Source organism: Fluviispira multicolorata (genome assembly GCF_009208585.1).
GTDB classification, from domain to species: Bacteria; Bdellovibrionota_B; Oligoflexia; order Silvanigrellales; family Silvanigrellaceae; genus Silvanigrella; species Silvanigrella multicolorata.
This window is the reverse complement of record NZ_WFLN01000004.1, coordinates 197,308-210,073: the sequence shown is the minus strand read 5'-3', so window position 1 is coordinate 210,073 and position 12,766 is coordinate 197,308. Positions and strand designations below refer to the sequence as shown.

The following is a 12,766-nucleotide window of genomic DNA, read 5'->3' as shown; positions in this document are numbered from 1 at the left end:
AGAGGGAAATAATATGAACATAAAAAAAATATTTCCAGAAACATATAAACATCTTAAGCTCATTGAAAAAAACTCTAAAGTAACAGAATTCTTAAACACTTCACTAGAAATTATTAGCACAAATTACGCGATTTACCCTCTCCAAAAAGACTATTTAATTATAGAAATATCCAATTCTTATCAACACTTTGGATTTAGTTTATTTGCTAATACAAGTATTCATTTCATTGCCAGTGAACTGCACTCTGTTACTGGAGTAGAAAATGGTGTGATTCTAAACTGGCTCAATATTACTGCAGATCTTATTTTACAAGATTTAGCATTTCCGACAAAAGAGAATATAAATGATAAAGAAAAACTAGAACAAATTTTTTCCATCGAATTTATTAAAAGAATTTTCTGTTCTGAAAAAGAAGAAGATTACTTGACTGGAATGAGTGTTTTTTCAGGAGATATAATTGAAAACATTAGAAAAATATCAAGAGAGAAAATAGCAAGAATAACCACAAAGAAAGAATATGAATGGAATGATACAGTACTTGAAAGTCATGAATTTTTCCTAGACAATTATCCACATATTAAAAATACATTGTTTAATTTTCTTTTCCAACTTCATACAGATCCATTGTCTCTTTTATCTTGGAGACTTGAGTCATTTATCTCTTTTATTGATAAAAAAGAAGGTTCTATTTTCATTTTGAGAGAAAATAATCTTAATAAAAAAACAGATCCCAAAAGAATTATGGCCATAGTTTCTTTACTTGTTCCTCATAGTGATGAAACAGGTAATCTTTTACTTCCACATTCCCCTATTTCTGTAAGTCAAATTGCTCGTCTTTTCTCCCCAGGATTTAAATCAGATAAATTTCAAATTGATATTTTAAAAAACTGGATAAATATTAATGATAATGATGGTTTAAAAAGAGAAATTGAAATTTTACTCGAAACGGGAGTTGAGTATGGATTGTTTTTTAAAGTTCCCAATGGACAAAAAGGATTTTCCTATGGTTTAAGTGACAATGGCCTTAAAATTATTAAACCTTTTCACTCAGTACTGACAGATACCATCTTAAAAAACTCCATTGACCATCTATAAAATCACCACTACTTTGGGCGAGTGAAAAATAATTTTCACTGGATTCCTGAGGATATAATTATGCCACGCCCCGTTGTTGATTTTGACGAAACAAATGAATTTTATACAATTAAAGTAACAAAACCAAGTCTCCGCTATATAGACTTTTTTTTAAAATTAAAATGTGCTGGTGAACTTATTTCAACAGGGTTTTATCCAAATGCAAAGGAAATTTCTGAAACACAAGGGGTGTTTGAAGGAGCTCGTCATAAATTAAAATTAAACTATAAAGACAGCGACGTTGCAATTGTTGTTGTCGGCGATGGTTACAATCCACGCACAGGCTACTATATTGCGTGTATGACCCAGTGGAGCGTATTTTCTGTTGATCCCGCAATGCAGCGCGACTATGAAAAAATAGTACAATTTATAAATGAAAGAAAAAACTTATCTATCTTTCCTTCACAAATCGAAGACTGCAAAATAGATCTGAAAAAATATAAAACTATTGTTTTACTTTTTGTTCATTCGCATGCGAGTTTAAAAGCAAGCTTAAATGCTTTACAAACGAATGAATCAGCTCAAATACATGCTGTATCCATGCCTTGTTGCTTTGATGATGATCTTGGAATTCCACATGATATTAAATTTGATGACCCATTTGTTGTTTCAGTTCATCGTTCAATCTTTATCTATAAAAACATTAAAATTGAAAATATATAGCTATTTATCTTCAAATGCCTTTGTCATTGCATCAATCACTCTTTCCCTATCTATCGCTTTCTTATTTGATTGATCCGTATCATCTAATTTCCCTTGCATATTTAATTCTTTTTGCATAGCCAAAAGCAAATTTGTTGATTTATTTACGGGTATTGAAAAAATAAAAAACCATATTATTCCAAAAAGAATAAAGAGCGATAAGTATTTGAAAAATGTCAACATGCGCAAATCTCCTTACACAATTATCTTAACAACTGTAAGGTGACATGAGTACGTCAAATATTTGATTTAGGCTTTTCTTGTCGATTTTATTTATAAAATATTTGAGCTATTGCAAATATGAATATTTTTCATTTTCATTTCAGAAATTGCATTGCTTATATCATTTTTTTGAATATTTATTCCACGACATCCGTCTATAATTAAATAAGTTGTAAAGTTTAAATTTATAGAATCAATAGCTGTAAATTTTACACAATACTCTGTTGCTAAACCCATAATATAAATATCTGTTGCAGAAATTGATTTTAGATACTCACCCAATCCTGTAGATGTTTTGTGATCATTATCAAAAAAACCGCTGTAGCTATCCACTTCAGAATTTTGTCCCTTCTGAAAAACTCTCATGATTTTTTGAACATTTAAATTTGCCGCAAAAGATGCGCCATTAGAATTTTGTATGCAGTGATTTGGCCAAAGCATTTGTTCAACTTCATTGAGTTTAACAAATTCACCAATATTTTTACCAAAATGATTTGTAGCAAAACTTTTATGATTTTGCGGATGCCAGTCTTGGGTAGCAATTATTTCAGAAAAGAATGAATTTGAATTTTCCATTAAAAGATTAGCAATGGGAATAACTTCATTCCCTTGAGGAACAGCCAGAGCTCCCCCTGGAAGGAAATCATTTTGGAGATCAACTAAAAGGAGAATATTTTTTTTCATCTTATCCTAAACTTAATTTTTTAATACTTTACTGGGCTCGATCATATAAAGATCAAAAGAGCTTGTGTTATCAAGCGGGTTCTTACCTGTATAACCTCCAACATACTTTTTGACAAGATGCACCGAAACAGCTGTGTATAAAGGAACAATTGGATATTCATTCATGGCATATGACAGAGCTTCTTCAAAATATTTTTTTCTCTTTTCAACATTCATTTCGTAATCTGCTTTTTTTAGCATTTTATCGAATATTTCACTGCGATATTTTGCATTATTTTGAATATTATCGCTGCGCAAAAGATCTGCAAAAGTATTTATATCGTTATAGTCTGCATTCCATCTATCAAAAGCAACTTGAAAATCACCTTTTTGTCTTGTTTTTAAGAAAACCTTCCACTCCTGATTTTCAAGTTCAACTTTAACACCTAGATGATCTTTCCACATAGAAGCAACCGTGAGCACAAGTTTTTTAAAATTTTCGTTAGTGCTGTAAAGAATTTTTAATGTCAATGGATTTTTCTCTGAATATCCAGCTTCTGCATATAGTTTTTTGGCAGTTTTAATCCGTTCTTGCATGGATAAATTTGACCAACTGTACACATTCAAATTATAATTTTTTACCCCTTGCGCTGCAATATCATTCGAAGATATTTCTCCTCTTCTTGTTACCTTTTGTGTAATAACATTTCTATCTATAACTAAGTTAAGTGCTTCTCTTAATTTTAAATTATCTTTAAAAGGCTCAACTTGATTATTGAAACTAAAAAAATAGCTTGCTAAAAAAGCGTCACTGCGAACCTCACTGCCAAGTTTTTTCTTTAATTTATCAAATTGATCGGTAGATATATCATTAGTCATATCCAGCTGACCTGAAAGGTACATCTGTTCTTCGGTATTTACATTTTGAATTGGAAAATAATTAACTTCTTCGATAACTGTTTTATTTGCATTCCAATAGTGAGGATTTTTTACCATAGTTAACTTATCACCTACACGCCAATATGTAAGCATATAAGCTCCATTGGTAACTAATTTTCCAGGTTGAAAATACTGCTCTCCATACTTTTCCATTACTTTTTTATTGATTGGGGAAAAGTTTCTCATGACTAAAGTATCTAAAATAGCGGGGTTTTTTCTTGCAAGTTGAATTTGTAGAGTATAATCATCAAGCGCTTTTACACCCAAAGATGAAACAGGAATTCGCCCCTCATTCACCTCTTCTCCATTTTTTAAAGCAATTGTTAAAAATGCATAAGTAGAAGCCACTTTAGGATCAGACAATCGCTGTATACCATAAACATAATCATGTGCTGTTACTGTATCACCATTTGACCATTTTGCATTCTTACGTAAATGAAACGTATAAGTAAGACCGTCAGGAGTAATTTCCCATTTATGAGCGCCTGCAGGACGTACTATTCCTTCATTATCATCACGCACCAGTCCTTCAAACAAATCAATTGCAATGTTGTTACCTTGCTTGTCTTCAACTTTTTGCGGATCAAGTGTTGGAAGTTCCGCGCCGTTACCTTTATTAAAAATCTGTTTTTTCGCTAAAACAACATTTTTAGGAACATCTGCTGCATAAGAATAAGAAGAAAATAACAATGCAGCTAATATACTTGAAGAGATAAGCTTATTTTTAGAAACGACCATAACGAGAGTCTCCAATACTGTTGTACCTTTTTAAAATGCAGTGCAAAAGTATCATCGTTTTTTTTGGCCGTCTAGCCTATTTTTGACTATTAATAAAAAAACTCTCAAAGTGAGTCCGTTTGAGAGTTTTATTTAATATTTAGAACTTTAAAGAGAGCCTAATTTGCTCTCCGCCCACGCTCTAAATCTTCTTGATGACGCAAAGAATAAAGAGCCCAAGGTTGAATTTGTAGACGTTTAAACCCAATTGGGTCACCCGTACCTTCACACAAACCGTAAGTTCCATCATTTGCATCAATTTTTCTAAGAGCTTTCTCAATAAGAGAAAGTTTATTACGTTCAGCTTCGGCAAGTTTCATATTTACTTCTTGATCGGTTTCGACTGAGGCAAGATCGGTTTCATCAGAGATATCATCACGACTTATTTCATATGCGCCTTCAGTTTTGCGAGCATGTTCTTTAGCATAAAGATCATCACGCAGTTTTACAAGTACAGATTTGAGTTGAACAATCTCTTCACGAGTCAACTCTTGTGGTTGGGAAGGCATCTTAGGTGGCATCGTTTTTCGTACTCCTACACAACACTGATACCAAAAACAAACATTGGTATGACTTTATGAGATGCAAATAAAAACATCAAATGTCTAAATTCGCCTTTTAAAAATTGATATGGTTTACCACATCGGAAAATTGACATACACTAAACCATTACCAATAGTCTAGGGATACTAAACATACTCTTTTTGATTACCTAATCAAAGAGCTTAAAGGAATATCATCTTATGCTAAGTCGCTTTGTAAGCCAAGAATTAATTGATTGCTTAAATTTTGTCGGAGGGAATTGGCTGAAGCCATCAGAAGAGCTATCGCAAATTAAAAATCCTCATACAGGAAAAGCAATTGCACGAACATATAGAAGCAATGCGCAAGACATTCATAAAGCAGTGGTAGCTGCTAAAGCAGTTCAAAAAGATTGGGCACAAATGAGTGTTCGGGAAAGGGCACACATTTTAAATCAATTTAGAGGCTGGATTTTAGAAAATCTTACCCTACTCTCGCAAACAATAAGTGATGAATGTGGAAAACTTCCAAAAGAAGCTCAAGATGGACTTCTTAAAGGTATAGAAATTCTCGAATTTGCAATAAGCTTACCTTGTAGTGAAAAACTCTATAAAATACCTGTTTCACGCGGAGTCAGCTGTGAATACAAAAGAGAACCTTTAGGCATAGTTGCAGGAATAACGCCAAGTAACTTCCCCGCAATGGTCCCCCTCTGGATGATTCCAAATGCTTTGATTGTTGGAAATTGCTTTATTTGGAAACCTTCCGAAAAAACCTCAATTACTTCTTTATTAATAGCAGAAGGATTAAAAAAATCAGGTTTACCAGATGGGGTTTTAACAGTGGTTCAAGGCGATAAAGTAACAGTCGAAGCACTTTGTGAACACGAAGATATTAAAGCAGTTGCCTTTGTAGGTTCAACTCCCGTTGCAAAAGATGTTTATAAAAGAGCAACGGCCCAAGGCAAAAGAGCACTGACTTTAGGTGGCGCAAAAAATCATATTATACTAATGCCTGATGCAGATAAAGAAACTACCGCTGATGCTATTCTTGCGTCTTTCACAGGCTGTGCAGGTCAGCGCTGTATGGCTGCAAGTGTTTTACTTGCTGTAGGAGAAGTTGATTTAATAATCAATTCTCTAGTCGATAAAGCGAAAGAGTTTCAGCCTAAAGTAAACATAGGTGCAGTTATAACTAAAGAATCTCTTAATAAATTAACAACTGCAATTGGAACAGCTCAAAAAGAAGGAGCAAAAATTTTAGTTGACGGACGTAAAGTAACAATTGCAAAAGAGTATGAAAATGGCAATTGGCTCAATCCAACGATACTAGACAACGTCTCTCCTCAAAGTTTTGCTGCAAAAGAAGAATTATTCGGTCCTATTTTATCTATTATTCGTTGCAAAAATTTAGAAGAAGCAATAGCAATTGAAAATAAAAATCCTTATGGAAATGCCGCCTCGGTTTTTACAACTCGAGGCGATGTAGCAGAATTTGTTTCTGAAAATGCAAGTGCAGGAATGATCGGAATTAACGTTGGCATACCTGTCCCTCGTGAGCCTTTTTCCTTTGGTGGAATAAATGCTTCTAAATTTGGGCATGGAGATATCACGGGCGAAGGAGGCATTGAATTTTGGAGTAACAGAAAAAAAATAACGACAAAATGGATTCAGCAAAAAAGCAAAAACTGGATGTCTTAACACTGCTAGGAGAATAAAATGGCAATTACAAGTCATGTTCTTTTAACCTCTCACCCAGCAAGCATTTTTAAACAAGCAGCTCCTCTAAATTGGGGAGAAAGCACTCCGATTTTACGTGGTCCGGTAGTCGCTTCTTTAACAAAAAGAGAACATAGAAACTCCATAGGCACGCACAGCGGCAGCTACACAGTTTATAGAGCTTTAGCAAATGCGTCTGGGGCATTGACCATGGATCACAAACCTGACCTCACAAATACCTCACCATTTACAAACATTGGTCCGTTTCCTTCTTGGGGAGATCCTGAAAAAATTGTGAGCCTTGACCCTTGGGGAGCGCAAGTTGCAGACGTTTTTAAAAGTTTTTACGAAAAAGGATACGACATTAGGCCAACAATTGCAATAACAACTGCTCATATAAATATGCCAGAAATAAATCAAGCAATTGATTCAGGGCGGCTCCATATTGACAATAAAATAATCACCAAAAACAAAGATGTTGTTGTCACTAAAGCTGCTATTGACCCAGTATGGTATTTACCTGGCATTGCAAAAAGGTTTCATGTTTCGGAAGGTGATTTACGCCGCGTCCTTTTCGATCAAACAGGCGGTATGTTTCCTGAACTTATCACTCGAAAAGATTTAAAAATACTTCTCCCTCCAATAGGCAGTACATCCGTTTATATGTTTGGCAATGTTGAGCACATTTCCGATTTATCTAAAAAGCTCACCGTGCGTATACATGATGAATGCAACGGCTCCGACGTGTTTGGCTCAGATATTTGCACCTGTAGGCCCTACCTAACCCACGGAATTGAAGAATCTATTCGCACGGCACAAGAAGGTGGTTCGGGTGTTATCGTTTACTTTAGAAAAGAAGGACGTGCACTTGGTGAAGTGACAAAGTTTCTCGTTTATAATGCACGTAAAAGACAAGAAGGTGGAGACAGCGCTGCTACTTATTTCCATCGCACAGAATGCGTTGCAGGTGTACAAGATATGCGTTTTCAACAACTTATGCCTGATGTTTTACATTGGCTTGGAATAAAACGTATAGACAATCTCGTATCTATGAGCGATATGAAATACAATGCTATTATTGAAAGTGGAATTGAAGTTATACGAAGAGTATCCATTCCTGATGAACTCATTCCTCAGGATGCCCAAGTAGAAATGGAAGCCAAAAAAGCAGCTGGCTATTACACTGAAGGCAAAACAAAGGATGCGACTGAACTCAAAAAAGTGAAAGGACGCAATCTTAATGAGTGAAAATTTGATTGATTATAGTGGAGATATTAACGATCTTGAATATATATTTTCTCCTGAAACAATAAGAAAAAAATCATTAGAAATTTATAATTTATCCATTGAAAATAAAACTCAATTTCTAATTCATTTAAATAAAATTGATGAAGTTTCAAAGTATGTCATAGATGTTACTTTAAGTAATTATCCAAAATTAAATATTCCATTTCATTCACGCTGGAATCATTTTAATGTAGGAAATATTGATCGCGTAGCAGAACTCAAATTAATGCTCGAAAAACAGACTTCTACTCAACAGACAAAAGCAAAACTTGATCTTGTGGTGATCAGTGTTTTACTCGATGCAGGTGCGGGCATGCGCTGGCGTTATTTAGAACAAAAAACAGGGAAAGAATACGCTCGCTCAGAGGGCTTGGCAGTGGCCAGTTTTCGTTTATTTCTTGCTGGTTTTTTTTCCATGGATAAAAAAAATCCGCTCAGAGTCGATGCTGAGCGTCTTTTGAGTATCAGCGAAAATGAATTCATAGAAGGATTTCAAATTTCAGAAAAAAACCCTCTTATTGGTATTGAGGGAAGATTAAAGCTCTTGCACAACTTAGGACATGCTCTGCACAATGATGAAGATCTCTTTGGCAGTGAAAATCAGCGCATTGGAAATATGCTTGAATATTTTCAAGAGAAATCTCCTTCTGGAAAAATTTCTGCCGCCTTTATTTTAAGAACTTTGCAACAAGGACTTGGTTCAATATGGCCAGGAAGAGCCACAATCAATCAAATTAACATTGGAGATGTTTGGAATTACTCCCCTCTAGGAGAAGGTCTACAAGCTTTGATTCCATTCCATAAACTCTCACAATGGCTGTCGTATTCGCTTTTTGAACCATTGACCGATGCAGGCTTAAATATCACGCACATTGATTCTTTAACAGGTTTAGCAGAATACAGAAATGGCGGATTGATTTTAGACTCTGGCTTAATTTCATTAAAAAATAAAGAGGAGTTTGATAAAATCCATTTGCCAAGTTCAGAACTTATTATAGAATGGCGAGCTCTCACAATAACTTTTCTTGATGAAATTGGTAAAAAGGTAACAGAGCTCTTGGGTAAAAAGCCTTCTGAATTTCCTTTAGCACGTGTTTTAGAAGGTGGCACATGGTGGGCCGGAAGAAAAATGGCAGAACAATTACGCAAAGACAAAAGCCCTCCCCTTAGAATAAATAGCGACGGAACTGTCTTTTAATTATTTATATAAATAACTTTTGGCACAGTCGTCACTTTATATTTTTCACGAATTTTTTTAGAGGTATCTATAAAACAAGAGTAACTTTCAAGTGAAAATTTTTTTAAAACATTGTCAGCTTTTTTTTCAGGATCAAAAATATTAATTAAAATCACTTGCTCTTTTGTTGATTTTTCCTTCTTTATTTTTTCTAGCTCGTCTTTACAATCTGCACACCATGTAGAAAAAAAAACAAGTTTCACCTTTGCTTTTTTTTCTACTAAGTGAGCAATATCTTTATCGTCGCCAACTATACATTTTGCATAAGCTAATACAGAATATTTAAGAAAGAAAAGTATAAATAAAAGATGAATGATTTTTTTTAACATAATACACTTATTAAGGTCAATAAATAAGAAATACCTGCAAAACTTGCTGGTTTTGCAGACAAATAGTTGTCAATAAATTAATTGAAATACATTTTTTTCGCAAGGATTTAATTAGAAAATTGTTCTTTCATATGAAAAAGCAATGGAGTCAGAAGTGGTTTGACTCGAGTTTGTAAATACTCCTAAATCACCCTCATATGCTCCACCAAGTGTATAAGATAAACGCCAAGTATCTTTATCAGATGATTTATATTTCACATTTGCAAATAGAGAATTTGATTGTGCTGGTTTCTTAACAATATATGATTGAGTGCCATCGTTATTATTTTGGTTTGTGATTTTCTCTTCACCTATATAATCAAGAATTGCACCGCTTTGTATAGATATATTGTGTTCTTTAAAAATATATCCTACCGTAAGAACTGTCGTATACTGTAAGTCTCGAGTTCTTTTTACCTGTGTCGTTGTTGAGCTTTCCTTACCACAACATGTTCTTCCTGCATTATTTGGTTGTCTATCGAAGGAGTATGTCACAAATTGTGCTGCACCAAACTGAACTGCAGACATACCAAACCAAAAATCAACCCCAGCGGTAACCTGGTGAAATCCATTGCCAACTGTTTTAATTGCAGAGGGTTCATTATCAACCATATTCTTTGCTAAACTTGGTTTGTAGCTCATAGCCAACTGAACTTGTGGGCGATAAGTGTTTGTAATATCCATATTTACTAAATTGTAGCGTCCTGCTAAAATAGGATCACCCATTAGATATTGTTTATCTGCCATCCCCATTTCAGGAAAACCACGATCAATAGGACCTTGATTTTGCACTCCTGAGCCAGTCAAAGTCACAAAAGAATTTTCTGTCGTGCGATAGCCAATTGCCAGAGTTAAAGTACGCCGGGAAGTTATTTTTTGGTTAGGAATTTGTTCAGTAGAATCAGCCCCTTTAGCGCCGTAATCCATAAAATTTAAGTTTTCTGAAATTCCAAAATACATTTTTAAATTTTCATCTGGATTCAATACCAAAGGCGAGGTTGCACTTGATCCACAAGAAGAACAAGCTTTTGCATTTTGCATTAAAGAACAAAAAACAACTGAAATTATTATTGATAATACCTGATTTATCCTCATTTATTTTCCTTTTTATCCAAACAAATCAAACTCACTGCATAAGATTTTATGCAGGAGCAAGTTAGATATCATTTATTTTTTGATATACAATAAAATTGATGAAACAAATTGTTGCAGGAGATTATAAATATCTATATTATGAAGATAACCAATTAAATAAATTATAGTTTCTAATTTTAAATCGAATAATTCATATGGGCTTCTTGTTTAGCAATGAGTTCATTTACTTTTTGAAAAACCTTTGAAACTTCCCTATCAATAGCATTGCACTCAATGATATCATTTAAAAAATTTGAAATTTTATCTTTATTTTTATGCTTATTTTTCGAAAAAATTTTGGTCTCATTTAGCAATAAATTCTCTACATTTGAAATTCTTTCATGATTTTTAGAAATAAATTTTTGAAAAAGTTCAATAAGAAGATCTTTTTCGCTCCTTAATCTTTCGGTTAACAAAGCATATTCTTCTAAATTTAACGCTCGCGTGATTTCGTGGATAAGGAGTTCATAAGATAATGGTTTATCAAGTAAACCATAGACACCAAGCTGTAATGATTGAATGGCTTCTGATTTATTTGCAAAAGCAGACATAACTATAATTGGTTTTCTTATATTCAGTTGCCTAATTTCAGAAACAAACTTAAGTCCATCCATTTTAGGCATTTTTATATCGGAAATAATTAAATTTGGGACATCCCCTGATTTTATTTTTTTTAGGGCTTCTAAAGGAGAATTAAAAAGTACGATATTGATTTTTAAATGCAATAGGATAACTGCGGCCATAGAGTCTAGGAGATCCTTTTCGTCATCAACCATAAAAATAGTTTTATCCATAAAGTCATTTTGCATCCCCAAGCTCCTCTTATAAAATCAATTTGGAGTTATTTATAAGAAATAAATCACTCCTTTGAATTGGGTTTTTCTTTATCATCAGGAAACGAACTGCTAAAACTATAACTGCTCACAGTGTCATTTGCATTAAAACGGATTGTTAAGTCTTTAGTTAGACTTTCTGAAAATGCGGAATATTTATAATATCCATAAGAGTAGGTGCGGTAACCTGAATCGTATCCCATACGGAAAGGAGGGCCGAAAGCTTTTTCAATTTCGGTTTTAGTTGTTTTATCTGTTTTTATCCAGGTAACAGAACTTGGAAATGAACTGCCAACCGTTAAACACGAGGTTGTCAAAAATGCAGAGGAAAGAAAGCTTCCGAGATATATTAGTTTTTGCGATTTCATTCAAAATCCTTTATAAATTGAACACAATTTTTATTTGAAGGTAGAAATCATTTGAAGAAAATATTCCTTTATTGTTTCCTTATATGTCATACACCATTCTTTTCCTATGCACAAAGGGGTGCTTTAGATACCCAACAAAAATCCCCTATCGAAACACCATTGAGCCATTTCCCTAGTTACTTTGATGCTGGAATGACTCCTCCAAAAAAAGTTGTTTTTGACATTCCAACATTCCAACTCGATTATGGTGTTACTGAGCATTTTTCTCTTGGTACAAATGGGTTAACACTTCTTTTAGCAGCCTTTACTTTACAACCAACAGCTATTTTAAAAGCACGTTATCGCTTTTTTTCTTCACACAATGTAAGTTCCGTTATAACAGGCTATTTAGGCTATTTAAATTTAACAACAAATAATGCACCAGCTAACAATATTTGGTTATACAGTGGGACAAATAACACATCTTATTTTTTTGATGAGTATAATGTTCTTAATTTTCATACAACTGCTCTCTCATTTCATTCACAAACGGGTAATCCAAGCAATTTAAAATATTCTAAAATAGGAGTGGAAACGCTTGCTTTTGGAGTAAATTATTTACACTTTTTCTCTGAATCTTATTCTGCTGAAGGTCTTATTGTAGTGCCTGCTTATTTAAATTTAGAAATAGATAATCCAGAAAGCAATTCTTCCATCACTTTTACAAACTCTACTGTTAAATTTCCATTTTTTTTTAGATTTTTATTCAATTGGAAAACCGGACCAGAATCAGTCTTAAGTGGGGGGTATTGGAATTTTAGCAACCAATTTTATGGACCATGGTTAAGTTGGACTTTTATTTTATAACAAATAATAAGGAGT

The 12,766-nt window shown here is 33.7% G+C and carries 14 protein-coding genes; 6 read left to right on the top strand and 8 right to left on the bottom strand.

Annotation, left to right across the window (positions count from 1 at the left end; translation table 11 throughout):
• Positions 1–13 precede the first annotated feature (13 nt).
• Both GCL57_RS01025 and GCL57_RS01020 read left to right on the top strand, forming a co-directional pair.
• Positions 14–1,096 (top strand): hypothetical protein, encoded by a 1,083-nt coding sequence (locus GCL57_RS01025; protein WP_152211398.1) that lies wholly within the window; start codon positions 14–16, stop codon positions 1,094–1,096.
• 60 nt (positions 1,097–1,156) lie between these two features.
• Entirely contained in the window at positions 1,157–1,798 is a 642-nt protein-coding gene (locus GCL57_RS01020) for a hypothetical protein (RefSeq protein ID WP_152211397.1), read from the top strand.
• On the opposite strand, the gene GCL57_RS01015 is transcribed toward GCL57_RS01020, so the two are convergent.
• The 4 genes from GCL57_RS01015 to GCL57_RS01000 all read right to left on the bottom strand — a co-directional run bounded on the left by GCL57_RS01015 (position 1,799) and on the right by GCL57_RS01000 (position 4,959).
• On the bottom strand, positions 1,799–2,020 hold the full coding sequence (locus GCL57_RS01015) for a hypothetical protein (protein ID WP_152211396.1): 222 nt from the start codon (positions 2,018–2,020) through the stop codon (positions 1,799–1,801).
• 90 nt (positions 2,021–2,110) lie between these two features.
• Entirely contained in the window at positions 2,111–2,743 is a 633-nt protein-coding gene (pncA, locus tag GCL57_RS01010) for a bifunctional nicotinamidase/pyrazinamidase (RefSeq protein ID WP_152211395.1), read from the bottom strand.
• Positions 2,744–2,755: 12 nt separating this feature from the next.
• Entirely contained in the window at positions 2,756–4,399 is a 1,644-nt protein-coding gene (locus GCL57_RS01005; RefSeq protein ID WP_152211394.1) for a peptide ABC transporter substrate-binding protein, read from the bottom strand.
• Positions 4,400–4,557: 158 nt separating this feature from the next.
• Entirely contained in the window at positions 4,558–4,959 is a 402-nt protein-coding gene (locus tag GCL57_RS01000) for a TraR/DksA family transcriptional regulator (protein WP_152211393.1), read from the bottom strand.
• A 222-nt stretch (positions 4,960–5,181) separates the two neighbouring features.
• Between GCL57_RS01000 and mmsA the strand changes: the two genes are divergently transcribed.
• The 3 genes from mmsA to GCL57_RS00985 are packed head-to-tail and all read left to right on the top strand — an operon-like array spanning position 5,182 to position 9,163.
• A complete protein-coding gene (gene mmsA / locus GCL57_RS00995) occupies positions 5,182–6,660 on the top strand; it encodes a CoA-acylating methylmalonate-semialdehyde dehydrogenase (RefSeq protein ID WP_152211392.1) in 1,479 nt (492 codons plus the stop codon).
• Between the two features lie 18 nt (positions 6,661–6,678).
• Positions 6,679–7,926, top strand: coding sequence for a GTP cyclohydrolase II (locus GCL57_RS00990; RefSeq protein WP_152211391.1), 1,248 nt, complete (start codon positions 6,679–6,681; stop codon positions 7,924–7,926).
• Positions 7,919–9,163: a DUF1688 family protein gene (locus tag GCL57_RS00985; RefSeq protein WP_152211390.1), complete on the top strand. Its 1,245-nt coding sequence runs from the start codon at positions 7,919–7,921 to the stop codon at positions 9,161–9,163. The genes GCL57_RS00990 and GCL57_RS00985 overlap by 8 nt, the downstream gene beginning before the upstream one ends.
• Here the strand turns inward: GCL57_RS00985 and GCL57_RS00980 are convergent.
• From GCL57_RS00980 to GCL57_RS00965, 4 genes are all read right to left on the bottom strand, one after another.
• Complete coding sequence (locus tag GCL57_RS00980) at positions 9,160–9,531, bottom strand: TlpA family protein disulfide reductase (protein ID WP_152211389.1); 372 nt, start codon at positions 9,529–9,531, stop codon at positions 9,160–9,162. The two genes, GCL57_RS00985 and GCL57_RS00980, sit on opposite strands and share 4 nt — an antisense overlap.
• 111 nt (positions 9,532–9,642) lie before the next feature.
• Complete coding sequence (locus tag GCL57_RS00975) at positions 9,643–10,665, bottom strand: hypothetical protein (protein ID WP_152211388.1); 1,023 nt, start codon at positions 10,663–10,665, stop codon at positions 9,643–9,645.
• Positions 10,666–10,841: 176 nt separating this feature from the next.
• Positions 10,842–11,513: a response regulator gene (locus tag GCL57_RS00970; protein WP_152211387.1), complete on the bottom strand. Its 672-nt coding sequence runs from the start codon at positions 11,511–11,513 to the stop codon at positions 10,842–10,844.
• 50 nt (positions 11,514–11,563) lie between these two features.
• Positions 11,564–11,905, bottom strand: coding sequence for a hypothetical protein (locus tag GCL57_RS00965; protein ID WP_152211386.1), 342 nt, complete (start codon positions 11,903–11,905; stop codon positions 11,564–11,566).
• Positions 11,906–11,956: 51 nt separating this feature from the next.
• Between GCL57_RS00965 and GCL57_RS00960 the strand changes: the two genes are divergently transcribed.
• Positions 11,957–12,751 (top strand): hypothetical protein, encoded by a 795-nt coding sequence (locus GCL57_RS00960; protein WP_152211385.1) that lies wholly within the window; start codon positions 11,957–11,959, stop codon positions 12,749–12,751.
• Positions 12,752–12,766 lie beyond the last annotated feature (15 nt).

Coding starts and splice junctions, on each gene's coding strand:
- GCL57_RS01000 (WP_152211393.1), bottom strand. CDS start 4,959: ATGCCACCTAAGATGCCTTCCCAACCACAAGAGTTGACTCGTGAAGAG.
- GCL57_RS01015 (WP_152211396.1), bottom strand. CDS start 2,020: ATGTTGACATTTTTCAAATACTTATCGCTCTTTATTCTTTTTGGAATA.
- GCL57_RS00985 (WP_152211390.1), top strand. CDS start 7,919: ATGAGTGAAAATTTGATTGATTATAGTGGAGATATTAACGATCTTGAA.
- GCL57_RS01020 (WP_152211397.1), top strand. CDS start 1,157: ATGCCACGCCCCGTTGTTGATTTTGACGAAACAAATGAATTTTATACA.
- GCL57_RS00970 (WP_152211387.1), bottom strand. CDS start 11,513: ATGCAAAATGACTTTATGGATAAAACTATTTTTATGGTTGATGACGAA.
- GCL57_RS00990 (WP_152211391.1), top strand. CDS start 6,679: ATGGCAATTACAAGTCATGTTCTTTTAACCTCTCACCCAGCAAGCATT.
- mmsA (WP_152211392.1), top strand. CDS start 5,182: ATGCTAAGTCGCTTTGTAAGCCAAGAATTAATTGATTGCTTAAATTTT.
- GCL57_RS01005 (WP_152211394.1), bottom strand. CDS start 4,399: ATGGTCGTTTCTAAAAATAAGCTTATCTCTTCAAGTATATTAGCTGCA.
- GCL57_RS00965 (WP_152211386.1), bottom strand. CDS start 11,905: ATGAAATCGCAAAAACTAATATATCTCGGAAGCTTTCTTTCCTCTGCA.
- pncA (WP_152211395.1), bottom strand. CDS start 2,743: ATGAAAAAAAATATTCTCCTTTTAGTTGATCTCCAAAATGATTTCCTT.
- GCL57_RS00980 (WP_152211389.1), bottom strand. CDS start 9,531: ATGTTAAAAAAAATCATTCATCTTTTATTTATACTTTTCTTTCTTAAA.
- GCL57_RS01025 (WP_152211398.1), top strand. CDS start 14: ATGAACATAAAAAAAATATTTCCAGAAACATATAAACATCTTAAGCTC.
- GCL57_RS00975 (WP_152211388.1), bottom strand. CDS start 10,665: ATGAGGATAAATCAGGTATTATCAATAATAATTTCAGTTGTTTTTTGT.